Annotated in this window: 20 protein-coding genes; 14 read left to right on the plus strand and 6 right to left on the minus strand. The window is 69.0% G+C overall.

The window, feature by feature from the left end; genetic code table 11:
* The first annotated feature begins 203 nt into the window (after positions 1-203).
* The 3 genes from dnaN to gyrB all read left to right on the plus strand — a co-directional run bounded on the left by dnaN (position 204) and on the right by gyrB (position 5,235).
* Entirely contained in the window at positions 204-1,328 is a 1,125-nt protein-coding gene (gene dnaN, locus I55_RS21130) for a DNA polymerase III subunit beta (protein WP_044562569.1), read from the plus strand.
* A gap of 53 nt (positions 1,329-1,381) precedes the next feature.
* Positions 1,382-2,509 carry a DNA replication/repair protein RecF gene (recF, locus tag I55_RS21135; protein ID WP_307718723.1) on the plus strand — a complete coding sequence of 376 codons (1,128 nt, stop codon included), beginning with the start codon at positions 1,382-1,384 and terminating at the stop codon, positions 2,507-2,509.
* A gap of 206 nt (positions 2,510-2,715) precedes the next feature.
* Entirely contained in the window at positions 2,716-5,235 is a 2,520-nt protein-coding gene (gyrB, locus tag I55_RS21140) for a DNA topoisomerase (ATP-hydrolyzing) subunit B (RefSeq protein WP_044562570.1), read from the plus strand.
* A 121-nt stretch (positions 5,236-5,356) separates the two neighbouring features.
* Here gyrB and I55_RS33355 read toward each other — a convergent pair whose 3' ends face one another.
* Positions 5,357-8,017 carry a PAS domain-containing hybrid sensor histidine kinase/response regulator gene (locus I55_RS33355; RefSeq protein WP_049974361.1) on the minus strand — a complete coding sequence of 887 codons (2,661 nt, stop codon included), beginning with the start codon at positions 8,015-8,017 and terminating at the stop codon, positions 5,357-5,359.
* Between the two features lie 127 nt (positions 8,018-8,144).
* Between I55_RS33355 and I55_RS21150 the strand changes: the two genes are divergently transcribed.
* Complete coding sequence (locus I55_RS21150) at positions 8,145-8,798, plus strand: response regulator transcription factor (protein WP_159107248.1); 654 nt, start codon at positions 8,145-8,147, stop codon at positions 8,796-8,798.
* Positions 8,799-8,842: 44 nt separating this feature from the next.
* On the opposite strand, the gene I55_RS21155 is transcribed toward I55_RS21150, so the two are convergent.
* The 3 genes from I55_RS21155 to I55_RS21165 all read right to left on the minus strand — a co-directional run bounded on the left by I55_RS21155 (position 8,843) and on the right by I55_RS21165 (position 10,871).
* On the minus strand, positions 8,843-9,076 hold the full coding sequence (locus I55_RS21155; RefSeq protein ID WP_044562572.1) for a 4-oxalocrotonate tautomerase family protein: 234 nt from the start codon (positions 9,074-9,076) through the stop codon (positions 8,843-8,845).
* A gap of 21 nt (positions 9,077-9,097) precedes the next feature.
* On the minus strand, positions 9,098-9,808 hold the full coding sequence (locus I55_RS21160) for an SDR family NAD(P)-dependent oxidoreductase (protein WP_044562573.1): 711 nt from the start codon (positions 9,806-9,808) through the stop codon (positions 9,098-9,100).
* A gap of 142 nt (positions 9,809-9,950) precedes the next feature.
* Entirely contained in the window at positions 9,951-10,871 is a 921-nt protein-coding gene (locus I55_RS21165; RefSeq protein ID WP_044562574.1) for a LysR family transcriptional regulator, read from the minus strand.
* Positions 10,872-11,014: 143 nt separating this feature from the next.
* Between I55_RS21165 and I55_RS21170 the strand changes: the two genes are divergently transcribed.
* Both I55_RS21170 and I55_RS21175 read left to right on the plus strand, forming a co-directional pair.
* The gene (locus tag I55_RS21170) at positions 11,015-11,527 is read left to right on the plus strand and encodes an isoprenylcysteine carboxylmethyltransferase family protein (protein ID WP_044562575.1); all 513 of its coding nucleotides are present in this window, start codon (positions 11,015-11,017) and stop codon (positions 11,525-11,527) included.
* Between the two features lie 129 nt (positions 11,528-11,656).
* On the plus strand, positions 11,657-12,322 hold the full coding sequence (locus tag I55_RS21175) for an exopolysaccharide biosynthesis protein (RefSeq protein WP_044562576.1): 666 nt from the start codon (positions 11,657-11,659) through the stop codon (positions 12,320-12,322).
* Between the two features lie 5 nt (positions 12,323-12,327).
* On the opposite strand, the gene I55_RS21180 is transcribed toward I55_RS21175, so the two are convergent.
* Positions 12,328-13,413 carry a hypothetical protein gene (locus tag I55_RS21180; protein ID WP_252181247.1) on the minus strand — a complete coding sequence of 362 codons (1,086 nt, stop codon included), beginning with the start codon at positions 13,411-13,413 and terminating at the stop codon, positions 12,328-12,330.
* Positions 13,414-13,721: 308 nt separating this feature from the next.
* Here I55_RS21180 and I55_RS33360 point away from each other — a divergent pair, with 308 nt between their 5' ends.
* Positions 13,722-16,166 carry an ATP-binding protein gene (locus I55_RS33360; RefSeq protein ID WP_049974362.1) on the plus strand — a complete coding sequence of 815 codons (2,445 nt, stop codon included), beginning with the start codon at positions 13,722-13,724 and terminating at the stop codon, positions 16,164-16,166.
* A 261-nt stretch (positions 16,167-16,427) separates the two neighbouring features.
* On the opposite strand, the gene I55_RS21190 is transcribed toward I55_RS33360, so the two are convergent.
* Entirely contained in the window at positions 16,428-17,558 is a 1,131-nt protein-coding gene (locus tag I55_RS21190) for a type III PLP-dependent enzyme (RefSeq protein WP_044562577.1), read from the minus strand.
* 974 nt (positions 17,559-18,532) lie between these two features.
* Between I55_RS21190 and ccmA the strand changes: the two genes are divergently transcribed.
* The 7 genes from ccmA (at position 18,533) to I55_RS21225 (ending at position 24,111) form a co-directional block, all read left to right on the plus strand.
* Positions 18,533-19,201 (plus strand): heme ABC exporter ATP-binding protein CcmA, encoded by a 669-nt coding sequence (gene ccmA, locus I55_RS21195; protein WP_044562578.1) that lies wholly within the window; start codon positions 18,533-18,535, stop codon positions 19,199-19,201.
* Complete coding sequence (ccmB, locus tag I55_RS21200; RefSeq protein WP_044562579.1) at positions 19,201-19,857, plus strand: heme exporter protein CcmB; 657 nt, start codon at positions 19,201-19,203, stop codon at positions 19,855-19,857. The genes ccmA and ccmB overlap by 1 nt, the downstream gene beginning before the upstream one ends.
* A gap of 117 nt (positions 19,858-19,974) precedes the next feature.
* The gene (locus I55_RS21205; RefSeq protein ID WP_044562580.1) at positions 19,975-20,691 is read left to right on the plus strand and encodes a heme ABC transporter permease; all 717 of its coding nucleotides are present in this window, start codon (positions 19,975-19,977) and stop codon (positions 20,689-20,691) included.
* A 113-nt stretch (positions 20,692-20,804) separates the two neighbouring features.
* Positions 20,805-21,029, plus strand: a complete 225-nt coding sequence (ccmD, locus tag I55_RS21210; protein ID WP_252181244.1) for a heme exporter protein CcmD — start codon at positions 20,805-20,807, stop codon at positions 21,027-21,029.
* Positions 21,026-21,535: a cytochrome c maturation protein CcmE gene (gene ccmE, locus I55_RS21215; RefSeq protein ID WP_044560361.1), complete on the plus strand. Its 510-nt coding sequence runs from the start codon at positions 21,026-21,028 to the stop codon at positions 21,533-21,535. Before ccmD ends, ccmE begins: the two co-directional genes overlap by 4 nt.
* A gap of 22 nt (positions 21,536-21,557) precedes the next feature.
* Complete coding sequence (locus I55_RS21220) at positions 21,558-23,555, plus strand: heme lyase CcmF/NrfE family subunit (protein WP_044562581.1); 1,998 nt, start codon at positions 21,558-21,560, stop codon at positions 23,553-23,555.
* 10 nt (positions 23,556-23,565) lie between these two features.
* A complete protein-coding gene (locus I55_RS21225) occupies positions 23,566-24,111 on the plus strand; it encodes a DsbE family thiol:disulfide interchange protein (RefSeq protein ID WP_044562582.1) in 546 nt (181 codons plus the stop codon).
* The last annotated feature ends 5 nt before the right edge of the window (positions 24,112-24,116 follow it).

Here is a 24,116-nt window from a genome sequence, read left to right on the forward strand (position 1 = left end):
TGTCCCCCGGCCCCCCCCTTTCGGACAGGGGGCGACTCGGCCATCCGACAGCTCCTGGAATCGGTCGAAAACGCTGTCGCGGTGCCGGGCTTGTGCTATGGTGACCACCCCTTTTTCCAGGCCCTGTGGGGGGGCTTCGGGGGAATTAAGGCAAACAATCAGCCGCGCCCCAGGGGGCTGCGGGTCAGCACAAGCGGAACGGCATGAAGATCACCATCGAACGCGCGGCTTTGCTCCGGTCTCTCGGTCATGTTCAGAGCGTGGTGGAACGTCGGAACACCATTCCGATCCTGTCCAATGTCCTGCTGAAGGCCGAAAATGGTGAGCTGGCGCTGACCGCCACCGACATGGACCTGGAGATTGTGGAATCCGTGCCGGCCGATATCGCGCGCCCCGGTTCCGCCACGGCCCCCGCCCATACCCTGTACGACATCGCCCGCAAGCTGCCCGATGGCAGCCAGGTGGAACTGGACTTCACCGCCGACACGCTGACCCTGCGCTCCGGCCGGTCGCAGTTCCGCCTGGGCGCCCTGCCGGTGGAGGATTTCCCCGTCATGGCCGGCGGCGACACGGGCCACCGTTTCAGCCTGTCGGCCGCCGACCTGAAGATGCTGGTGGACCGCACCAAGTTCGCCATCTCCACCGAGGAGACGCGCTACTACCTGAACGGCATCTACCTGCACGCCTCCAAGGCCAAGACCGGCGCCGCCGAAATCCCGGTGCTGCGCGCCGTGGCCACCGACGGCCACCGCCTGGCCCGGGTGGAGATGGCCCTGCCGGACGGCGCCAGCGGCATCCCCGGCGTCATCATCCCCCGCAAGACGGTGATCGAGGTGCGCAAGCTGCTGGACGAGGCGGCGGACCGCATCGAGGTGCAGCTGTCCGACACCAAGGTGCGCTTCGCCTTCGACAGCATCGTGCTGACCAGCAAGCTGATCGACGGCACCTTCCCGGATTATGAGCGCGTCATCCCCACGGGCAACGACAAGGTGATGGAGGTCAACGCCGGCCAGTTCGCCGCCGCCGTCGACCGCGTCGCCACCATCTCCACGGAGAAGAGCCGGGCGGTGAAACTCAGCCTGGACCGCGGCATCCTGACCCTGTCAGCCTCCAGCCCGGAGGCGGGATCCGCCACGGAGGAGATTGAGGTCAGCTACGACAACACCGCGCTGGAGATCGGCTTCAACAGCCGCTACCTGCTGGACATCACCCAGCAGATCGAGGGGGACGGCGTGCGCTTCACCCTGGCCGATGCCGGTTCGCCCACCGTGGTGCGCGACGTGGCCGACGGCTCGGCCCTTTACGTCCTGATGCCGATGCGCGTCTGAGGCTGGGGTGATCCCGGGACGGCGGAAGCGCTTGGCTGGACCAGATGGGCGCCATGTCCACAGATGAGCCGTCCCTGACGGGGGAGCCGGAGGCCGTGGACGTTGCCCGGCCGGTGGCAACCCCGGCGGCGACGCTCGCCGTCACCCGGTTGACGGTCACCCGCTTCCGCTCCTACGCCCAGGCGCGCCTGGTGCTGGACCGGCGGCCGGTGGCCCTGACCGGCCCCAATGGTGCCGGCAAGACCAACCTGCTGGAGGCTGTCAGCTTCCTCGCCCCCGGCCGCGGCCTGCGCCGCGCCAAACTGTCGGAGGTGGAGCGGCTGCAGGCCCCGGGCGAGGTGTGGGAGACGCCGGGCTGGGCCGTGGCCGCCGATGTGCAGACGCCCATGGGCGCGGTGGAGATCGGCACCGGCCGCGACCCCGCCGGCGTGCCCGGCAGCGACCGCCGCGTGGTGCATATCGACGGCCGCCCGGCCAAGAGCCAGATGGCCTTGGCGCAATACGTCTCCTGCGTCTGGCTGACCCCGCAGATGGACCGGCTGTTCGTGGAAGGGGCGGCGGGCCGCCGCCGCTTCCTGGACCGCCTGGTGTTCGGCTTCGATCCGGAGCACGCGGGCCGGCTCAGCCGCTTCGAACAGGCCATGCGCGAACGGATCCGGCTGTTGCGCGAGGGGGGCGATCCCTCCTGGCTGACGGTACTGGAGGACCAGATGGCCACCAGCGGCGTCGCCGTGGCCGCCGCCCGGCGCGAGGTGACGGCCCGCCTGGCCGCCGCCTGCCGGCGGGGCGTGGGTCCCTTCCCGGCCCCGGGCCTGGCGCTGTCGGGCACGGTGGACGCCTGGCTGGCCGACCGGCCGGCCGTGGAGGCGGAGGACACCCTGCGCCGCACCTTGCTGGAGGCGCGGCGGATCGACGCGCACGCCGGCACCACCACGGTGGGCCCGCACCGCAGCGACCTGGCCGTGACCTATCTGGCCAAGGACATGCCGGCGGAGCTGGGCTCGACGGGCGAGCAGAAGGCACTGCTCATCGCCATCGTGCTGGCCAACGCCCGGCTGATGGCGGCGGACGGCGGCGCGCCGCCCCTGCTGCTGCTGGACGAGGTGCCGGCCCACCTGGACGCGGAGCGGCGAACGGCCCTGTTCAGGAGGTGCTGGCCACCGGGTCTCAGGCGTGGATGACCGGCACCGACGCCGCCATTTTCGCCGAGCTGGGCGGGGCCGCCAACCATGTGCGGGTGGCCCCGAACGAGACGGGAGGCGCCCTGGTGACCGGGGCCGATTAGCCCCACCTGCGCCTGACGGTTTCAGTGGAGCGGGGGGCTGTGATCCCCCTTGGTAATGACGGTTTTGCCCCTGGGCGACGCGATATCTGGTAGAGTGTATCCATGGCACAAGAAGCTCTGACGACCCCCGACTCCGCCGCCGAGGATTACGGCGCCAGCTCCATCAAAGTGCTGAAGGGCCTTGATGCGGTGCGTAAGCGTCCCGGCATGTACATCGGCGATACCGACGATGGTTCCGGCCTGCACCACATGGTGTACGAGGTCGTGGACAATGCCATCGACGAGGCGCTGGCCGGCTATTGCACGCGCGTGGACGTGATCCTGAATCCGGACGGCTCGTGCACCGTGCGCGACGATGGTCGCGGCATCCCCGTGGACCTCCATAAGGAGGAGGGGGTGTCGGCGGCGGAGGTCATCATGACCCAGCTGCACGCCGGCGGTAAGTTCGATCAGAACAGCTACAAGGTGTCGGGCGGCCTGCACGGCGTGGGCGTGTCGGTCGTGAACGCCCTGTCGGAAATCCTGGACCTGCGCATCTGGCGGCAGGGCCGGGTGTGGGAGATGCGCTTCGCCCATGGCGAGGCCCAGGCGCCGCTGGCCAACACCGGCGCCGCGCCGCTGAAGGCCGATGGCCGCCCCCTGTCGGGGACGGAGGTCACCTTCCTGCCCTCCAAGGCCACCTTCACCAAGACCGAATTCGACTATCAGACGCTGGAACACCGCCTGCGGGAACTGGCCTTTCTGAACTCCGGCGTCACCCTGTTCCTGACCGACGCCCGGGGTGTGGAGCCCAAGTCCTGCGAGCTGCATTACGAGGGCGGGCTGGAGGCCTTCGTGCAGTGGCTGGACCGATCCAAGACGCCGCTGCACAAGCCCACCATCGCGCTGAAGGCGGAACGCCCCAGCGACCTGGGCGGCACCATCGGCGTGGAAGTGGCGCTGCAGTGGAACGACAGCTATCACGAGAGCACGCTGTGCTTCACCAACAACATCCCGCAGCGTGACGGCGGCACCCATCTGGCCGGCTTCCGCGCCGCGCTGACCCGCACGCTGAACAACTATGCCAACGAGTCCGGCATCGCGAAGAAGGAGAAGGTGAACCTCTCCGGCGACGACATGCGCGAGGGGCTTACCTGCGTGCTGTCGGTGAAGGTTCCGGATCCGAAATTCTCCAGCCAGACCAAGGATAAGCTGGTCTCGTCCGAGGTTCGCCCGGTGGTGGAGGCGGTGGTGGCCGAGGCGCTGGCGACGTGGCTGGAGGAGCATCCGGGCGATGCCAAGCGCATCATCGGCAAGGTGGTGGAAGCCGCCGCGGCGCGTGAGGCCGCGCGCAAGGCGCGTGAACTGACGCGGCGCAAGGGCGCCTTGGACATGGCCTCGCTGCCTGGGAAGCTGGCGGATTGCCAGGAACGGGACCCGGCCTTGAGCGAACTGTTCCTGGTGGAGGGTGACTCGGCCGGCGGCTCCGCCAAGCAGGGCCGCTCGCGCCAGTTCCAGGCCATCCTGCCCCTGCGTGGCAAGATCCTGAACGTGGAGCGCGCGCGCTTCGACAAGATGCTGTCCTCGGCCGAGATCGGCACGCTGATCGCGGCGTTGGGCACCGGCATCGGGCGGGAGGAGTTCAACGCGGAGAAGGCGCGCTATCACAAGGTCATCATCATGACCGACGCCGACGTGGACGGCGCCCACATCCGCACCCTGCTGCTGACCTTCTTCTACCGCCAGATGCCCGAACTGATCGAGCGCGGCTACCTCTACATCGCCCAGCCGCCGCTCTACCGCGTGAAGCGCGGCACGGCCAAGGAACGGTACCTGAAGGACGACCGGGCGATGGACGATTACCTGATCGGCCAGGGCCTGGAGGACGTGGCGCTGGTGGCCCTGGATGGAACCCAGCGCACCGGGGAGGAGCTGCGCGGCGTGGTGGAGCAGGCGCGCGCCGCGCGCCACCAGCTGCAGGCCCTGACCCGCAAGGTGGGCAACGCCGCCGTGGTGGAACAGGCGGCCGTGGCCGGCGGCCTGTCCATGGGTCTGCTGACCGACGACGCCCGCGCCGATGAGGTGGCCCGCGCCGTGGCCGCGCGCCTGAACCGCATCGAGACCGAGGCGGCCCAGGCCGGTGGCGTTGGCGAAGGCGCCGCCGTGGGCGTGGGCGCCTGGCAGGGTGAACGGGCACGCGAAGGCGGCCTGATGCTGTTCCGCACCAGCCGGGGCGTCACCCACCGCCACATCCTGGACGCCGACGTGCTGAAAAGTGTGGAGGCGCGGCGCCTGGACGCGCAGGCCGACTTCCTGAAGACGGTGTTCAGCGACACGGCCACCCTGACCTATCGCGGCCGCGTCACCCGCACCATCGTCGGTCCCGTGGGCCTGATGGAGGCGGTGCTGGAGCAGGGCCGCCAGGGCCTGTCCATCCAGCGCTACAAGGGCCTGGGCGAGATGAACCCGGACCAGCTGTGGGAAACCACGCTGGACCCCAAGATCCGCTCGCTGCTGCAGGTCAAGGTCAACCACGTGGACGAGGCGGAGGAGGTGTTCTCCACCCTCATGGGCGACATCGTCGAACCCCGCCGCGACTTCATCCAGGAAAACGCCCTGAAGGTGGCCAACCTGGACGTGTGATTGGGAATGGTTGTGGTGTTTTCTACCACTGCCGCATGAGATGGGAAGGACTGCCGCATACGTGAGTGTCGGCAGCCCTGTTCATGTCATGGGGGCTTATAAACGCGCCGGATGGCATCGATCAGGCGAACAGTTTGTCGATGTCGTCCTGCGCCGTTTCCGGCTCCTCCTCGTCCGACATCGCCGCGATCCCGGCATCGCCACGGACGACGGCGTCCAGCTTTTCCTCGATTTCCGCCAGGCGGGCCACGGCCTTGCGCACCCGCTGGGATGTCAGGTCCTGGAAGCTGCACGCTTCGAAGATGGCCATCACCGCCCCTTGCACCGCTTCCGCGTCGCTGGGGCTGGCGATGCGATCGACCTGCTGCAGGATGGTTTCGGCCGCCGCCAGGATGCGGTCCGCCGCCACCTCGGTGATGTCCACCACCGCCTCCAGTTCCAGTCCGGCGCCGACACCGCGCCGGGAGGTGGCCAGTTCGCCGATCTCCTGGCGGATGCGGCGCAATTGTTCCTCCACCCGGATCTTCTCGATGGCGCGCGACAGCTCATCCATGATCGGGCGGAAGGCCGGCGCCCAGCGGCGGGCCTCGCCCAGGCGTTCCTGCTGTCCCGCCTCCTCCACCGCCGCCGCCGCGTCGGCCAGCTTGCGGGCGCCGACATAGCGGGCGGCCCCCTTCAGCGCATGCCCGCCCTGGCGGATGGCCTTGGTGTCGCCCAGGTCGACGGCGGCCACCAGGTCGGCGATCAGGTTGTCGGCGCTGGACATGAACGAATCCAGCATGCCGTCGATGATCTCGAACTCCGACCCCACCATGTCGATGAGGCCGGACAGGTCCAGCACGTGCGCCTCCACATCGAAGACGGTGCCGGGGCCGAGGTCGCCCGTCCGCGCCTCGGTCGGGCTGCGCAGGTCGGCCAGGGCCGGCAGCAGCCGCAGCAGCGTCGTCTCCAGCGCCTCCACCGATAGGGGTTTGGTCAGGTGGCCATCCATGCCGGCGGCCTGGCAACGCTCTTCCACCCCCCGTACGGCGTCGGCGGTGAGCGCGATGATGGGCAGGCGCGGCAATCCCCCATCCTTTTCCCGGTCCCGGATGGCTGTGGACAATTCCCACCCGTCCAGGCCGGGCATGTGGCCATCCGTCAGCAGCAGCCCATGGCGGTTGCGGTCCAGCAGGCGCAGGGCGGCCAGGCCATCCTCCGCGAACTGGTGCGCGACCCCCAGCCGGTCCAGCACATGCGCCAGCACATCGCGGTTGGTGGCGTTGTCCTCCGCGCAGAGGACCACCGCCCGCCGCTCCGCCGCCTGGTCCAGGGTGGGAGCGGACCAGCGGCCGGCGCGGGTGGTTTGGGTCCGCGCCTGCGCATCCGCCGGCGCGCCCCGCTCGGGCAGCGGCAGGGCCATGGAGAATTGGGAGCCGCGCCCCACGACGCTCTGCACCTGGATGTCGCCGCCCATCAGATCGACCAGCCCCTTGCAGATCGACAGGCCCAGCCCGGTGCCGCCGAACCGACGGGCGGTGGACGACTCCGCCTGGCGGAAAGGCTGGAACAGGAGGGGCAGGGTTTCAGGCGGAATGCCGATGCCGGTATCCGCGATCTCGAACAGCAGGGCGCCGGCCGTCTCACCCTGGCGGACCTGGAACCGCACCGTGCCCTGCTCGGTGAATTTGATGGCGTTGCCCAGCAGATTGACCAGGATCTGGCGGATACGCATGTCGTCGCCGAAACGCCAGGGCGCCAGTTCCGCCTGCACGGTGACGCGAAACTTGATCCCCTTCTCCTCCGCCTTGGGACGCAGCAGGGAGACGACACCATCGATCAGCCGGTCGAGATTGAACAGGCGGGGGTCCACCTCCAGGCGCCCGGCCTCGATCTTGGAAACGTCCAGGATGTCGTTGATGACGGCGACCAGCCCATCCGCGCTGTCGCGGATGGTGGCCGCCATCTTGGCCTGCTCCGCCGACAGGCTGGTGTCGGAGAGCAATTCGGCCAGCGTGCGCACGGCGTTCATCGGCGTGCGGATTTCATGGCTGACCGTGGCGAGGAAGGAGGATTTCATGCGGGTGGCGCGTTCCGCCTCCTCCTGCGCCGCGCGCAACTCGGTCACGTCCTGCAGCCAGATGATGGTGCTGGGCCGGCCTTCGAACTTGACGGCCCCCCGCCAGGCGGCCAGCCAGCGGTTGGCCGCCCCCACCGGCACCTGAAAAGTGTGGCCGGGGCCGTAATGGTCGAGCACCGCCTCCGCCTTGTCGATCAGGGTGATCATGGTGCGTTGGTCGACGTCATCCTCGTCGGAGCCCAGCAGGTCGAGCAGGGCGTTGTTCCAATAGCTGACCCGGCCGGGACCATCGCATAGGGCGGCACCCACGGGCGCGTTGTCCAGCACCTCCAGCAAGGCCTGCTGCGAGGCTTCCAGGGCCCGTTTGCGCTGATGGGTCCGGGTGATGTCGTAGTACCAGACCAGGGTCGCCGGGCGGTTCTCGAACCGGATGGCCCGGACGGTGACGGAGGCCCAGGCCTCCCGCCCGTCGGCGCGCAGGACGCGGACCTCGTACCCCGTGACCTGGCCTCGCTCCGCCAGCAGGCGGCGGGCTTGGCGATAGTCGCTTTCGTGGGCGAAGAAGGCGCGTGCCGCGGCGTGGGCGAACGCCTCTTCCTGCAGCCCGCCCAGGATGTCCAGCAGGGGACTGTTCCAGAACAGGATCTGATCCTGGTCATCCAGGATGGCGGCACCGATGGGGGAGGCTTCCAGCACCTCGATCAGGTCACTCTCGTAGGCCACTCTTGCCCCCCCATGCTGGAAATCCGTCCCGCGTGCTGGTTATTGTCACTGATTCATAACCGGGATCGGTTACGAATTTGAGGGACAATCACAAACCGGCGGCGGCAGCGCTATGATATTGAGCGGCGTGCGAATTTTGGTTGCGGACGATGAACCGTTCACACGCTCGGTCGTCGAGACGACGCTCCGCAAGATGGGGGCCGCGGTGACCGCGTGCGGCGACGGCCGCCAGGCGCTGGACATCATCGCCACCACGCCGCATTTCGACATCGTGCTCCTGGATTTCATGATGCCGTGGGCGCACGGGCTCTATGTGCTGAAGCAGATCCGCATGGGCGCCACGCAATTGCCCGCCGGCGTTCCCGTCGGCATCTTCACCAGCAGCAGTGAGGAGACCACGGTGTCGCTCAGCATCGCGCTGGACTGCGACGCGTTCCTGGTCAAACCCGTCGATCGCGTCTCCCTGATGGAACGGCTGAAGCGGCTGTTGTCCCGGCGCGGCCGCACGCCCCAGCCCGCCGACCGCTATGAGAGGGTGGATGTCGGCCCGCCGAACGAGATCACGGTCCCCAACCCCAGCGCCCTGGATGTCATTCCCCGGCTGGTGGAAAGCGGCTACCAGCTGGCCGAACTGCGGCCGGGCATGGTCCTGCGGGAGGCCCTGACCACCGTTCAGGGGCAGGAGGTTGTTCCGTCCGGTGTCACCTTGACGGAAGACCTGCTGACCCTGCTCGGTGACCTGGGCCGGGTCGTGCACCTGCATCCAGCCCAGATTGTCTGACCAGGTGGTCTGAAACACCAACGACGGACGTGAGCCGGCGAGGTCTATCGCCCTGCCGCCTTGGCGACCCGGTACTCCGGCACCGGCAGGCCGCCCCAGCCCCAGTTTTCCAGCGCCACCTCCTCGATGACGACGAAGGTGCTGTCCAGCGGCTTGCCCAGGACGGTCAGCATAAGCTCGCTGGCGCCCTTGATCAGGGCGGCCTTTTCCGCCGCGGTGATGGCGTCGGCGCCGGGCCGCGTGCCTTCCCGGGTTACCTGGATGGTGACGATGGGCATGATGGCTCTCCCGCTCCAGGGTCAGTGGCCGGCGCTTTGGCCGCCGTCGACGTGCAGGATCTCGCCCGTCACGAAGGGGGCGCTATCCAGGTAGAGGATGGCGTTCACGATATCGGCGGCCTCGCCCATATGGCCCACGGGGTGCTGCTTGCCCAGCCACTCGTGGGTGGACGGGTCATGCATCGGCGTCTTGATGATGCCCGGGGAAACGGCGTTCACCCGGACGCCCCGGCTGGCGTATTCGATGGCCAGCGACCGGGTGGCGGCGTTCAGCCCGCCCTTGGTCAACGAGGCCAGCACCGAGGGCACGTTGGAATTGGCATGCTCGACCAGGCTGGTGGTGATCTGCACCACGTGGCCGCCGCCCTGCGCCACCATCCTGGCGATGGCCAGCTGGGTGATGTGGTAGAAGCCCGCCAGGTTGGTGGCCAGCACGCGGGCGTAATCCTCCTCCGTGTAGTCGGTGAAGGGCTTGGCGATGAAGATGCCGGCGTTGTTCACCAGGGTGTCAACGCGGCCGAAGCGCGCCAGCGCCGTGGCCATCACCCGCTCCGCCGTTTCCCGGTCGCCGATATCACCGGCGACGGTGGCGATGTTCGGATCGTCCGACACCGGGATGGTGCGGGAGGTGGCGACGACGCGATAACCCTGGGTGAGCAAGCCGGCGACGGTGGCCGCCCCCAGGCCCTGCGAGGCGCCGGTGACGATGGCGACTTTCTGATGCGCGCTCATGATGGGATGTCCTCTTTCGGTCGGTTCGGGGCGCGCCGTCGCGCCCGGTGGATGACCGGAAAGATGATCCCCGGCGGGGAGAGCGTGAATTCCTGGGGTACGGCAGACATTCTTTCGCCGCGCGCAAGAGTGGCCGCCAGTATCAGCAGGCGGCCGGGCACAGCTGCGCGAAATGGGCGCGCAGCCGGGGTACGGCATAGTCGACGAAGGCCCGCACCTTGGGCACAGCCAGGCGCCCCGGCGGGGCGATCAGGTGCACCGGCACCGGTTCATGCTCATCCCGCTCCAGGATCACCGCCAGGCTGCCGGCCGCCAGCTCCGCCGCGATATGGTAGGAGAACAGGCGGGTGACGCCGCGCTCCGCCACCGCCGCCGTGGCCGCCGCGCGGATGGTGTTGACCACCAGCCGGGGCGTGAAGCTGACCGTGCGCGGCACGGCCGAGCCTGGGGCTGGCGGGAAGCTCCACGTTTCCAGCCCGAAATGGGTCATGGCCACGATGGCGTGCCGGGCCAGGTCCGATGGTTGTTCAATCGCGGGGTGGGTTTCCAGGTAGCGCGGCGCGGCCACCACCACCCGCCGCACCTCCCCCACCCGGGTGGCGACCAGCGCCGAGTCCGCCAGGTGGGAGATGCGCAGCGCCAGATCCATGCCCTCGTCGATCAGGCTGACGGGATGGTCGATCATGGACAGGCGCACGGAAACCTCCGGATAGGCGTCCATGAAGCCGGCGATGATGGGGCCCAGCACGGTCTCCCCCGCCGCCACCGGCGCCGTCAGGGTCAGCAGGCCACGCGGCGCCGACTGTTCGCCGGCGGCCAGCAGGTCGGCCTCGTCCAGTTCCGCCAGCACGCGTCGGCAGGCGTTGGCGTAACGCTGCCCCGCCTCGCTCAGGTGCAGGGAGCGGGTGGTCCGGTGCAGCAGCGGCACGCCCACGTGATCCTCCAGGAAGGCCACGGCCCGGCTGACCGCCGCCGGCGACCGGCGCATCCTGCGGGCGGCCCCCGCCAGGCTGCCTTCGTCCAGGGCGGCGACGAACACCCTCATCGCGTCGATACGGTCCATGGGAAGGGGGCCTGGGGCTGGGGATGGTTCGCGATGACGATAGGGGGTTGGCGCGTGCCTTGGAATGGGGAACGCGCGCGCCGGGCGCTTATGCTATTGGTGCGCCCGCCGCTTTTCCCGCCGGCCTGTCGGAGCCTTCCCCCATGGTCTATCTGTTCATCCTATTCGCTGTGGCCTACCGCTTCGCCATGCTGGCGGTGTCCGTGCGTCATGAGAAGGCGCTGCGCACCGCCGGCGCCACGGAGGTCGGGGCCCGCAACACGCTGGCGCTGACCGTCGCCCACATCGCCTTCTACCTCTCGGCGGTGGTGGAGGGGCTGGTGCGCGCGGCGCCGGTGGACGCGATCAGCGGTTTCGGCTTCGCCATCTACCTGTTCGGCGCCGTCATGCTGCTGGTGGTGGTGCGGCTGCTGGGGCGGCTGTGGACGGTGAAGCTGCTGATCGCCCGCGACCACCAACTGGTGACCCACCCGCTGTTCCGCCTGGTGCGGCACCCCAATTACTTCCTGAACATCCTGCCGGAACTGGTCGGTTTCGCCCTGACGCTGCACGCCTATTGCACCTTGGTCGCCGGCCTGGCGATCTATCTGGTGCCGCTGACCATCCGCATCCGGCAGGAGGAACGGGCGATGCGCGAGGCCGTCGCGGGTTATTGAGGTTTGGCGGCCGTCCCCGCGTCCCGGAAAAAACGCCGACGGGAGAAATCGCTGGACCGCAGCCCTCGGCGACCCCACCTCATGGGCATGGATCAAGGGACGGGGCCTGAGGCAAGGATGAGGAACAGCATGACAGCGGGCGCCGACGCCAAGGCCGACACCCAGGCTGCCGCCGCTTCCGCCGCCGACAGGCCCCACAAGGTCTCCGACATCCTGCAGGCGCTGGCGGCGGACCAGTCTCGCGACCGCATCGCCATCGCCGACCTGCTGGCGGCGTTGCGCGACCGGGCGGTGGGGGCGCTGATCTTTGTCTTCGCCGTGCCCAACGTCCTGCCCACGCCACCCGGCACCTCCGCCGTCCTGGGATTGCCGCTGGTGTTCCTGACGGCGCAGCTGATGCTGGGCCGCCCGCCCTGGCTGCCCCGCTTCATTGCCGGCCGGTCGCTGGCGCGCAAGGACTTCGCCGCCCTGATGACCAAGGTGGCGCCCTGGCTGGCCAAGGCGGAACGCATGCTGAAGCCCCGCGTGGGTGTGCTGACCCGTCCGCCGGTGGAATACGCGGTGGGGGCGGTCTGCTTCCTGCTGGCGCTGATCCTGTTCCTGCCCATACCGCTGGGCAACATGCTGCCCGCCCTGGCCATCTGCCTGGTGGCCCTGGGCGTGCTGGAACGGGATGGCGTGTGGGTGCTGCTGGGCCTGGGCACGGCGGTCGCGGCCGTGACCATCGTCTGGGGCGTGCTGCTGGCCTTGCTGAAAAGCGGCCTGTTCCTGCTGGAACACGCGTTGGGCATCTGACGCCGTCAATGAGTGCCGGCTGCCGACTTCTCGATGCGGTTGATGTGGTCCAGGCCGGGCAGGATTTCGGAACGCACGAATTCCACCCGCTTCATGGGCCCGCCGCCGCCGTGGGGGAAGCGGGCCTTCCATAGGGCCATCTTCACCGCCAGGCCGCACAGCACGCCGCCGATGGTGACATGGTGGGCGGAAATCTGGGCGCGGACGGAGCGGAAGCTGTCGGCGTTGATGTCGTGCCAGAAATCCTTGCTGCGGCGATCGAAAGCCTCGAACCGCCCGGTGATGGAGGTGGTGATGCCCGTCAGCATGCGCATGACCTCGCCGATCATCTTCATCAGCAGGCGGTCGCGGGTGACCATCTCGCTCTTAGTCGCCTCACTCACCCAGGCCATGAAGCGCTGCACCTCCGGCACCAGGCCATCCAGGCAGCTGCGGAAATAGGCCAGCGACAGGAAGACGTCGCCATACTCCTCCAGGAAGTTGGGGATGTCCTGAAGCTGCACGTTCAGCTTCTGCGACAGCAGCGTCAGGTTGCGCAGCGCCTCTTCCCGGTCGGGGTTGGCCAGCAGGGCGAACAGGTCGGCGATGTCGTTGATGGGCCGCTGCTCCGATCCGTAGACCTGCTGGATCAGGGGCAGGGTGAAATCCCGCATATAGGTCGTCAGCTCCAGCCGCTTGCCGGCTGACAGGCGCAGGTAGTTCACGTCCTCGACCGGAATGCCCAGGCGGCGCAGCTCGATGCGCAGACTGTAGACGTCGTAGCTGTTCAGCTGCGTCAGGCGGTGGATCTGCGCCATGTCGCTGCGCATCTCCTTGCCGTGTGACGGGTACAGGGTGGCCAGGTGTTCCGGGTTGACCTGGCCGCTGCCGGCCGCGCGGTCCTGGAACACCTCCACCACCGTTTCCAGCCGGGCGTTCTTGATCAGGCGGGCCCGTTTCAGGCCTGGCGTCTGGACGGGGATCATGCCCAGCGGCAGGATATGCAGCGCGTCGCGGTCGGCGTCGTCGAACAGTACTTCATCGGCCAGCGCCGCGGCGACCCCGGACGGGACGTCGTCGGTGGCGATCTCACTGTCGGCAGGGGCGGGCATGGACGTCAAGGGGCGATCCAGACGGCAAAAGAACTTCGGTGGCGGCGCTTCCCGGCGGCCGCCCCAGCCCTGCGTCAGGTATAGACGATGGAGAGCATGGTCAAGGGCGCCCTCTTGAGGATTTAACTATTACGCGGGCATGGCGGATTTCCCGGGCGTTCTGCCGCCTGAAGGGCGATACCCCACCCCCCAGGATATTTGCGCCGCCCCCTCGGGGTCGCATAAAGTGTCATACAGGCACAAGATGTGCGCCTAGGGGTCATTTCGCCAATGAGCTGCTCGCGGCACAGACGGGTCGGGTGGGGACCATGCGCCAGTCGGTGATCGGCGCCCTTTTCTTCCTGGCTGTTCTGCAGCTGGGCATGGCCGCCCTGGACATGCGGGTGGCCTGGACCCGCGCTCATGACGCGCAGGCGGGGCGCGCCCTGCTGGGCGCCGCCCGGGGACTGGTGACGGCCCTGGACGCCCAATCGGCGCAATGGACGGCATCGGTTCTGGCGCTGGAGGCGCCGGGCGTGCCGGACGCGGCGACGGCGGAGGCGCTGGCGCACCAGCGGCGGCAGGCGGATTTGTCGCTGGATGCCGCGTTGGAAGGCTTGTCCGGCATGCCGGGTGCCGTGGCTTCCGGCTTGGCTGGCGACGCGCAGCGACTGGCTGGGGTGCGGCAGGAGTTGGCGGGTTTGCGCCGGGCCGTGGACCAGGCCCTGCACCAGGCCCAGGATGGGCGCGACCCCATCCTGCTGGCCAATTGGCTGGCGGGGGAACGGGCGCTGGCCACGGCGGAAGGCCGCCTGGCGCGCACCATCACGGCTGTTGCTGCTGCGGCCCTGCCCCATGAGGACGCCACCCTGGCGGCGGACGCGCTGGCCGTGCGCCGCGATGCCGACATCGCCTGGGCCGATCTCGCCCGGCGGGATGCGGCGCCCGGCCGTGCGCCCGGCGGCATGGCGCCGTTCCTGGCGGACTGGCCCACCGGCGCGCCCCGGCAGGATGACGGTCTGGCGGGGGCGGCGGCCGACTTCGGTGCCGTCCTGTCATCCCCGGATGCCTTGTCCGCACCCGGGCGGGCGGCCCAGGGCTTGGCCGCGCTGGCCGCCATCGGCGGCGTGGCTGACCGGGCGCTGGCCCGCTGGGCGCAGACGCCGGTTCCTTCCCCGGGATGGGCGGCGCTGCGGGCCGGTGCGCCGTTGGGGATGGCGGCCCTCGTCACCCTGGCCATCCTGTTCAGCCTGCGCCAAGGGGTGTTTCGCGCGGTATCGCGCACCGCCCGGATGATGCGCGACTTGGCGGAGGGGCAGGTGACCCAGGCGCCGACCCTGACGCCCAGCCTGGGGGGCGACCGGGTGGTGGCGGAGCTCCATGCGGCCCTTGCGCTCTACTGGTCTCATGCCCGGCGGATCGAGCGGGAGACGCAACGGCGGGAACGGGCGGAACGCCTGCTGACGGTCGAGCGCAAGGTGCTGGGCATGACCGCCGGCCGCGCGCCCTTGTCGGCCGTGCTGTCGGCCCTCTGCTCCGGCATGGAGGCGGAGCTGGAGGGCGGCCTTTGCTCCATCGTGCTGTTGGGTGCGGAGGGCGGTCACATCCGCGCCGGTGCCGCCCCCAGCCTGCCCATGGCATACGTCCGGGCCATCGACGGGGTGCCCGTGGGGCCGGCCTCCGGATCCTGCGGCACGGCCATCCTGCGGCGCGAGCCGGTGATCGTGACCGACATCGCCAAGGATCCGCTGTGGCACGACTATCGTGAGGTCGCGGCGGCGGCGGGGCTGGCGGCTTGCTGGTCCCTGCCCATCATGGCCGGCGACGGCAACCCGCTGGGTGCCTTCGCCGTCTATTTCCGCACCCCCCGCTCGCCGGAAGGCTGGATGCTGGATCTGGCGCGCCGCGCCAGCCGTCTCGCCACGGTCGCCATCTCCGCCGAACGCGCGGCGGAGGAGGTGGAACGGGCGAAGGCCGCGGCCGAGCTGGGCAACCGCACCAAGACCGAGTTCCTGGCCAATATGAGCCATGAGCTGCGCACGCCCTTGAACGCCATCATCGGCTTCGCCGAGGTGCTGGAGAATGACCTGCGGCGCGTGCCGGAGCAGGCGACCAATACCGGCTACGCCGCCGACATCGTGGCCAGCGGTCGCCACCTGTTGGCCATCATCAACGACATCCTGGATGTCTCGAAGATGGAGGCGGGCAAGGTTGAGTTGCGTGAACGGGTGTGTGACGTGGCGGCGCTGGTGGCGGGGTGCGAGCGTATCGCCCGGGCGCGCGCCATGGAAAAGCGCATCGACCTGGTCATCGCCATGGCGCCCGGCCTGCCGCCCCTGCTGGCCGACGATGTGAAGATCAAGCAGATCCTGCTGAACCTGCTGTCCAACGCCGTGAAGTTCACCGACAGCGGTGGCACCGTCTCGCTGACCGCCACCATCAACCCCGAGGCGCAGCTGGTCATCGCCGTCACCGACACCGGCATTGGCATCGCGGCGGAGGATCTGCCCAAGGTCTTCGTGCCGTTCCAGCAGATCGACAATGTCTACGCCCGCACCACGCAGGGCACCGGCCTGGGGCTGTCGCTGTCCAAGGGCTTGGCCGAACTGCACGGCGGCCGGTTGGACATCGTCTCGCAACTGGGCCAGGGAACCACCGTTTCCCTGGTCCTGCCCAGCCAGCGCCTGCTGACTGGCGGCTTGAGTGACGACGCCCGCCCAGGCCTGCCCCCTGGCGCCCTGGCCGCGGCGCTGGGCGATCAGGCCGGGGCCTGAGGGAAGACGACAATAAAAAGGCCCGGAAGCGTGGGGCTTCCGGGCCTTTTCCCCGTCGCTTCAAGCGACGGACCAGGTCTCGTGAACCTCATACTAGCGGCACGAGATTTTGCCTCGTGCCGCTGTAGGACGCGACTGCGTCCGCCGGAGCGAGCACCGCAGGGCGCAGCGAGGAAGCCCCAAGACACGCATAGGGGCCACGGATGTGGCCGCCCGGCGATTGAGGGGCATTTGAGCGGTCACGATCAAATGCCGTTGGTATCAGATGTAGTAGGACGCCAGCGGCGAGAAGCCGTTGAAGTTCACCGCTGAGTAGGTGGTGGTGTAGGCGCCGGTGGCCAGGATGTCGATCTTGTCACCGATGCGCAGGTCCACCGGCAGGCGGTACTCCGTCTTCTCGTACAGCACATCGGCGCTGTCGCAGGTGGGGCCGGCCAGGATGACCGGCTCGGCGTCACCACCGTCGTGGGGCGTCTGGATCTTGTACTTGATGGCCTCGTCCATGGTTTCGGCCAGGCCGCCGAATTTGCCGATGTCCAGGTAGACCCAGCGGCGGTCGTCGCGGTGCGACTTGCGCGAGATCAGCACCACTTCCGAGCGGATGACGCCGGCGTTGCCCACCATGCTGCGGCCGGGCTCGATGATGGTTTCGGGCAGGCGGTTGCCGAAGTGCTTGCGCAGTGACGCCTCGATGGCGTTGCCGTATTCGCCTTCGCTGGGGATGTCCTTCAGGTAGCGGGTGGCGAAGCCGCCGCCCAGGTTCACCATGCGCAGCATCACGCCCTTTTCTTCCAGCGCGCGGAAGATCTCGGCGGTCTGGGCCAGGGCCTTGTCCCACTGGGTCAGGTCGCGCTGCTGCGAACCGACATGGAAGGAAACGCCATAGGGCACGACGTTCATGGTGGAGGCGGCCAGCAGCAGCTCCGTCGCCATCTCCGGCTCACAGCCGAACTTGCGCGACAGCGGCCAGTCGGCCCCCTCGCCGGAGGTCAGGATGCGGCAGAAGACGCGGGCGCCGGGGGCATGCTCCGCGATCTTCTCCAGCTCTTCCAGGCTGTCGAAGGCGAACAGGCTGATGCCCAGGGCATAGGCGCGGGCGATGTCCGACGCCTTCTTGATGGTGTTGCCGAAGCTGATGCGGTCGGCGGTGGCGCCGGCGTCCAGGCAGTACTGGATTTCCGGCACGCTGGCGGTGTCGAAGCAGGAGCCGCGCTGGGCCAGCAGCTTCAGGATCTCGGCGGCGGGGTTGGCCTTCACGGCGTAGAAGATGCGGGCCTCGGGCAGGGCGTCGTGCAGGTTGGCGTAATTGTTCGCCACGACGTCCAGGTCGACCACCAGGCAGGGGGTGGCAGGCGTGTTTTCAGCGAAAAAACGAGCGATCTTCTCGGTCATCGACGACTCCGAGGCCAAAAGGCATATCAGGGGATGGATCGGGAATGGGGGCTTAACCGGGCAATGGCCCGGGTCCGTTCAGGCGTGCCAATAAAGCGGCCGGCCCAAACGGGTCAGATACTGGAGATATGCCCAGGCGGCGCCAGCTGCGCGCAAACCACCGGCCCGGTCTGACTTGAGACCGCCTGATCATGGCCCATCCAACTCTGCGTCAGAGCGGGGGCGGGGGATCGGGGAAAGGCGGGCGCGTGCCCACCGACAACAACATCAACCATCGTAGCCTCCAATTCGCCGCCTTGCTTAAGGGACGGACGAGGATACGCGTTACGTCGTTGCATAACCCTCAGGTGGAACCATTCCGCCCGGGGCCATAGGCACGTGCGCTGCGACTGAGCGCTATATAAGATGGAAAGCGGGGGTTGCCCAGCGTTTTTTTCAGGGGGAAAACGCCCCTGCGGCGCCATGGCGCAAACACCCCGCCGCGGGCTCGGCCGTCCCGTTTTTCGCGCGGCGCCCCGCGGTTTCCACCGGGTGCGGGGGGTACAGGCACAAATCTCAATTTCGCCATTTTTGCGGCCCAAATTGGCCATGTCGCGGTGGCCTTATGCGCATAGAGGACGACGCGACGTGACCCCCTGCCGGGGTCGGAAGCCCCTCCCGCCCGGTCTCCCCCGACCGGCCTACCGGAGGTGTCCTCTCCAGCCTGCCCCGGCTGGTCTACCAAACGGCCACCGCACCTGCCCCCCGCGGTGGCCGTTTTCTTTTCAAGGTGCCTCAGGCGCCGGCGGGGCATCCGCCCCTTGGCTGTCCTCGATTTTCAGTCCGCTACGCTCCCCAAAAATCTCCGGCGGCCGCAGTCGCGGCCTAGTCGCTTCGCGTTTCAGCTGGCGGTCGAGCGATTGATCCAGCGCTTTGTGGTGCTGGGGGCGGCGGCCTATAGTCGGGCTCCCTTGCCGACTCCGAATCCCGGGCCCATGACGTCTTCCTCTCCCTTCACCGGCCGCGACCTGCTGTGCCTGCGCGGTGGGCGCCTGGTGTTCCAGGACCTGGACTTCACCCTCGCTGCCGGCGGCTGCCTCACTCTGGTGGGCCCCAACGGCAGTGGCAAGTCCACCTTGCTGCGCCTGATGGCCGGATTGCTGAAGCCGTTGCGCGGCACCATCGCCTGGGACGGTGTCGCCCTGGCCCAGGACCCGGAGGCGCACCGTGCCCGCCTGCACTATGTCGGCCATCTGGATGCGGTGAAGGCCAGCTTCACCTGCCGGGAGATTCTGTCCTTCTGGGCGGGGGTGCGCGGAGTCGCCGACCGGGCGGCGGTCGACCGGGCGCTGGCCGCATTCGCCATTGATACCATCGCCGACGTGCCCGGCCGCTTCCTGTCGGCCGGCCAGCGCCGGCGCCTGTCGCTCGCCCGCCTGGTGGCCGCACCGGCGCCGCTGTGGCTGCTGGATGAACCCACCGTGGGCCTGGACCGCGCCTCGGTCGCCCTGCTGGAAGGCGCCATCGCCCGCCACCGCGCCGATGGTGGGCGGGTGGTGCTGTCCACCCACATCGACCTCGCCACCCCCGGCGGCGCCGTCCTGGACCTGGCGGCGTTCGCGCCGGCCGAGGATGACGAAGACGGGGCGGAGGACGCCGCCTGATGCTGCGCCTTATCCTGCGTGACCTGCGCCTGGTGCTGCGCCAGGGCAGCGACGCCACCGCCGCCCTGATGTTCTTCGTGCTGTGCGTGGTGCTGTTCCCCTTCGGTGTCGGGCCGGAGCCCAACGTCCTGATGCGCATCGCCCCTGGCGTGTTGCTGATCGCCGCGCTGCTCGCGGCGCTGTTGTCCATGGAGCGCCTGTTCCAGGGGGATTTCGAGGATGGCAGCCTGGAACTGCTGCTGCTGTCGCCCTTGCCGGCGGAAGGGGTGGCGGTGGCCAAGGTCGCGGCCCACTGGCTGGTGACGGGCGTGCCGCTGATGATCGTGGCGCCACTGCTGGCCTTGTTGCTGCGCATGCCCGTGGACCAGTTGGGCCTGCTGGTGGGCACGCTGGCGCTGGCCACGCCGCTGCTCAGCCTCATCGGGGCCGTGGGGGCGGCGCTGACCCTGGGGGCCCGGCGCAGCGGCGTGCTGCTGCCCCTGCTGGTGCTGCCCCTCTACATCCCCGTGTTGATCTTCGCCGCCGCCGGGCTGGACGCCGGCCTGTCCGGCCTGTCGCCCCGGCCCCACCTGCTGCTGCTGGGCGGCATGCTGTGCGGAGCGTTGGTTCTGGCCCCGCTGGCCATCGCCGCGGCACTCCGGGCGGCCCATGAGTGACGGGCGGCGGGTGGGCCAATCCATCGATTCGCCCCCTAAACCATTAGGCCTGATCCATATCAATTTACCGTGTATCCCGGTGGCAAAGGCCGGTCGGCGTGATACATAACGGGGGCCATGCATCGCTTCGCCAATCCCGCCCGTTTCCTGAAGATCGCCAACGCCGTGCTGCCGTGGGCGGCCGGCCTGTCGGCGGTCTGTTTCGTGGCCGGGCTGTACCTGGGCCTGGTCGCCTCGCCGCCGGACTACCAGCAGGGCGACACCGTGCGGATCATGTACATCCACGTGCCCGCCGCGTGGATGAGCATGTTCACCTACAGCACCATGGCGGTGGCCGCCGCCGCCGCGTTGGTGTGGAAGCATCCGCTGGCCGAGGTCTACGCCAAGGCGGCCGCCCCCCTGGGTGCCGGTTTCACCGCCCTGTGCCTGCTGACCGGATCGCTGTGGGGCGCGCCGATGTGGGGCACCTGGTGGGTGTGGGACGCCCGGCTGACCAGCGTGCTGGTGCTGTTCTTCCTGTACCTGGGCTACATGGCCCTGGTGGACGCCTTCGACGACCCGGCGCGGGGGAACAAGGCCGGCAACATCCTGTTGCTGGTGGGGGCGGTGAACGTGCCCATCATCAAGTTCTCGGTGGAATGGTGGAACACCCTGCACCAGCCGGCCAGCGTCTTCCGCCTGGGCGGGCCCACCATCGCCGCCAGCATGCTGTGGCCGCTGCTGCTGATGGCCGTGGCGTTCCAGAGCTATTTCTTCGCCGTGGTCATCCTGCGCATCCGCGCCGGCCTGGCCGCCCGCCGGGTGCAGACCCTGCGCCTGGGCCAGGCGGGATGATCCGGCCGGCCGATGGGACAAGAAGACCAACGGCGGTCGTTTCGGCGACGTGATAAGCTAATGGTTGCGCCAACTTCGCGGCCCTTCCGGGTTGCCAGGCTGTGGTTGAGAGTATGATGGACGGGTTCCTGTCGATGGGCGGATATGCCGCCTATGTCTGGTCATCCTACGGGGCGGCGGCGCTGGTGCTGGTCGGCCTGCTGGTGCTGAGCCTGACCGGCCTGCGCCGGGTGGAACGCACCCTGGCGACGCTGGAAGCGGCCAAGCCCCGCCGCAAGCGGGAGCCGAAGGTCGGTCCCGTCCCCACGGCGTCCCCGGCGACGGAGACCGCGCCATGACCCGCAAACGCCGCCGCATGATGATCCTGGCGCTGGCCCTGCTGGGCCTGGGCACCGCCACCGCGCTGACCCTGTCGGCCTTCCGCGACAACATCGTCTTCTTCTACAGCCCGTCCGACCTGGCGGCCAAGCCGCCGGGCGGGCGCACCGTGCGCATCGGCGGCCTGGTGGAAACCGGCAGCCTGAAGCGCGATGCCGGCGGACTGACCGTCACCTTCCAGGTGACCGACACCGCCAAGTCGCTGCCCGTCACCTACACCGGCATCCTGCCCGACCTGTTCCGCGAGGGGCAGGGCGTGGTGGCGGAGGGCAAGCTGGGCCCCGACGGCGTGTTCGCGGCCACGGAACTGCTGGCCAAGCATGATGAGAAGTACATGCCGCCGGACGTGGCCGACGCCCTGAAGCGCGCCGGCCACCCCGGCAAGCCGGGTGACGTGCCCGCCAGCGGCGCACCGGTGGCTGCGGGGGAGGAACACCAGACATCCACCCTGCGCACGAATCCCTGACGCCCTTCGGACTGGAACGCCCATGATCCCCGAGCTTGGACACTACGCGTTGGTGCTGGCGCTGGTCGTGGCCCTGGTGCAGTCGGTGGTGCCGCTGTGGGGGGCGTGGCGCCGTGACGGCGCGATGATGGAGGTGGGGCGCACCGCCGCATACTGCCAGTTCGCCGCCCTGGCGCTGGCCTTCGGCGCCCTGACCTATGCCCATGTCGTGTCGGACTTCAGCGTCCTGAACGTGGTGGAGAACAGCCACACCGACAAGCCCATGCTCTACAAGGTGGCCGGCGTCTGGGGCAACCATGAGGGCTCCCTGGTCCTGTGGGTGTTCATCCTGGCGCTGTTCGGCGCCCTGGTCGCCGGCTTCGGCCGCAACCTGCCGGCCACCCTGCGGGCGCGGGTGCTGGCGGTGCAGGGCATGATCGGCGTGGGCTTCCTGTGGTTCATGGTCGCCACCAGCAACCCCTTCACCCGGGTGGATCCGGCGCCGCTGAACGGCCATGACCTGAACCCCCTGTTGCAGGACCCGGGCCTGGCCTTCCATCCGCCCTTCCTCTACCTGGGCTATGTCGGTTTCTCCCTCTGCTTCTCCTTCGCGGCCGGCGCGCTGATCGAGGGGCGGGTGGATGCCGCCTGGGCCCGCTGGGTCCGGCCCTGGACCCTGATCGCCTGGTCGTCGCTGACCCTGGGCATCGCCATGGGCTCGTGGTGGTCCTACTACACCCTGGGCTGGGGCGGCTGGTGGTTCTGGGATCCGGTGGAAAACGCCAGCCTGATGCCCTGGCTGGCGGGCACGGCGCTGCTGCATTCCGCCATCGTGGTGGAAAAGCGCGACACGCTGAAAAGCTGGACCATCCTGCTGGCCATCGTCACCTTCACCCTGTCGCTGATGGGCACCTTCCTGGTGCGCTCCGGCGTGCTGACCTCCGTCCATGCCTTCGCGTCGGACCCGGCGCGCGGCGTCTTCATCCTGGCACTGCTGGTGGTGGCCACCGGCGGCGGCCTGCTGCTTTACGCCCTGCGCGCGCCCATCCTGAAGGCCGGCGGCCTGTTCGCCCCCATCAGCCGCGAGGGCGGGCTGGTGCTGAACAACCTGCTGCTGTCCACCGCCTGCGCCACCGTCTTCCTGGGTACCCTCTATCCCCTGTTCCTCGACGCCATCGGCGGCGGCAAGATCTCCATCGGTCCACCCTTCTTCAACGCCACCTTCGTGCCCCTGATGGTGCCGGTGGTGGCGGTCATGGCCATGGGGCCCCTGCTGTCGTGGAAACGGGCGGACCTGGCCGGGGTGCTGGGCCGGCTGAAGATCGCGGCCCTGGTGGGTGTCGCCGCCGCGCTGGCTGGGGTCTGGCTGGCGGGCACCAAGCCCGTGCTGGCGCTGCTGGCCCTGGGCTTGGCCGGCTGGGCGGTCATGGGTGCCATCGTGGACGTGGCCGAGCGTGTCCGCCTGTTCCGCATCCCCCTGGGCGACAGCCTGGCCCGCGCCCGCCATCTGCCGCGCGGCGCCTGGGGCACGGCCCTGGCCCATGCCGGGCTGGGCGTGGCCGTGGCCGGCATGGTCGGCACCTCCGCCTGGACGACCGAGGCCATCCAGGTGCTGCACATCGGCCAGTCGGTGGATGTGGCGGGCTACAGCTTCCGCCTGGACAGCGTGGGCGAGGCGCCCGGCCCCAACTACACCGCGCGCCGCGCCGTGTTGACCGTCACCCGCCATGGCGACTTCGTGGCCACCCTGGCGCCGGAGCAGCGCTTCTACCCGGTCACCCGCATGACCACGACGGGCGCCGCCATCCACACCAATTTCTTTAGCGACCTTTACGCCGTGGTGGGGGAGCCGGCGCCGGATGGCACCGGCTACAATACCCGTTTCTATCGCCACCCGCTGGTGCCGTGGATCTGGGTGGGCTCCATCCTGATGATGGCCGGCGGGCTGGTCAGCCTGTCCGACCGCCGCCTGCGCGTGGGCGTGCCGCTGAAGCGCGCCGTGCCCCGCGCGGCCGCCCTGCCGCCGGCCCCCGCCGAATAAGGTTCCCCGCATGCGCCGCCTGATGTTCCTGATCCCCCTGGTGCTGTTCCTGGGCCTGGCCGGCTGGTTCGGCGTGCGCCTGAAGCAGATCGACCGGGGTGACACGCCCGACCGCCTGCCCTCCGTCATGATCGACAAGCCGGTGCCGGCCTTCGACCTGCCGCCCCTGGTGGACGGGCAGCCGGGCGTGGCGTCCACCGGGTTGGCCGACGGAAAAGTCCGTCTGGTGAACTTCTGGGCCAGCTGGTGCGCGCCCTGCCGCTCGGAACACCCCATCCTCATGCGCCTGGCGGGGCAGGGCGTGGACATCCGGGGCATCGACTACAAGGACAAGGCGGCGGACGGCCAGGCCATCCTGGCCCGCGACGGCAACCCCTACGCCGCCGTCGCGCGGGATGAGAGCGGCCGCACCGCCATCGACTTCGGCGTCTACGGCGTGCCGGAAACTTATGTCATCGACCGCCAGGGCCGCATCCGCTACCGCCAGGTGGGGCCCATCACCCCGCAGGATTTGCAGAACCGCATCCTGCCGCTGATCAATGAGCTGTCGAAGTGAGGCGG

This window comes from Azospirillum sp. B4 (assembly GCF_000333275.1).
Lineage (GTDB): Bacteria > Pseudomonadota > Alphaproteobacteria > Azospirillales > Azospirillaceae > Nitrospirillum.

Coding starts and splice junctions, on each gene's coding strand:
- I55_RS21225 (WP_044562582.1), top strand. CDS start 23,566: ATGCGCCGCCTGATGTTCCTGATCCCCCTGGTGCTGTTCCTGGGCCTG.
- I55_RS21175 (WP_044562576.1), top strand. CDS start 11,657: ATGACAGCGGGCGCCGACGCCAAGGCCGACACCCAGGCTGCCGCCGCT.
- ccmA (WP_044562578.1), top strand. CDS start 18,533: ATGACGTCTTCCTCTCCCTTCACCGGCCGCGACCTGCTGTGCCTGCGC.
- dnaN (WP_044562569.1), top strand. CDS start 204: ATGAAGATCACCATCGAACGCGCGGCTTTGCTCCGGTCTCTCGGTCAT.
- ccmB (WP_044562579.1), top strand. CDS start 19,201: ATGCTGCGCCTTATCCTGCGTGACCTGCGCCTGGTGCTGCGCCAGGGC.
- ccmD (WP_252181244.1), top strand. CDS start 20,805: ATGATGGACGGGTTCCTGTCGATGGGCGGATATGCCGCCTATGTCTGG.
- I55_RS21220 (WP_044562581.1), top strand. CDS start 21,558: ATGATCCCCGAGCTTGGACACTACGCGTTGGTGCTGGCGCTGGTCGTG.
- recF (WP_307718723.1), top strand. CDS start 1,382: ATGTCCACAGATGAGCCGTCCCTGACGGGGGAGCCGGAGGCCGTGGAC.
- ccmE (WP_044560361.1), top strand. CDS start 21,026: ATGACCCGCAAACGCCGCCGCATGATGATCCTGGCGCTGGCCCTGCTG.
- I55_RS21205 (WP_044562580.1), top strand. CDS start 19,975: ATGCATCGCTTCGCCAATCCCGCCCGTTTCCTGAAGATCGCCAACGCC.
- I55_RS33360 (WP_049974362.1), top strand. CDS start 13,722: ATGCGCCAGTCGGTGATCGGCGCCCTTTTCTTCCTGGCTGTTCTGCAG.
- I55_RS21165 (WP_044562574.1), bottom strand. CDS start 10,871: ATGGACCGTATCGACGCGATGAGGGTGTTCGTCGCCGCCCTGGACGAA.
- gyrB (WP_044562570.1), top strand. CDS start 2,716: ATGGCACAAGAAGCTCTGACGACCCCCGACTCCGCCGCCGAGGATTAC.
- I55_RS21180 (WP_252181247.1), bottom strand. CDS start 13,413: ATGCCCGCCCCTGCCGACAGTGAGATCGCCACCGACGACGTCCCGTCC.
- I55_RS21190 (WP_044562577.1), bottom strand. CDS start 17,558: ATGACCGAGAAGATCGCTCGTTTTTTCGCTGAAAACACGCCTGCCACC.
- I55_RS21160 (WP_044562573.1), bottom strand. CDS start 9,808: ATGAGCGCGCATCAGAAAGTCGCCATCGTCACCGGCGCCTCGCAGGGC.
- I55_RS21170 (WP_044562575.1), top strand. CDS start 11,015: ATGGTCTATCTGTTCATCCTATTCGCTGTGGCCTACCGCTTCGCCATG.
- I55_RS21155 (WP_044562572.1), bottom strand. CDS start 9,076: ATGCCCATCGTCACCATCCAGGTAACCCGGGAAGGCACGCGGCCCGGC.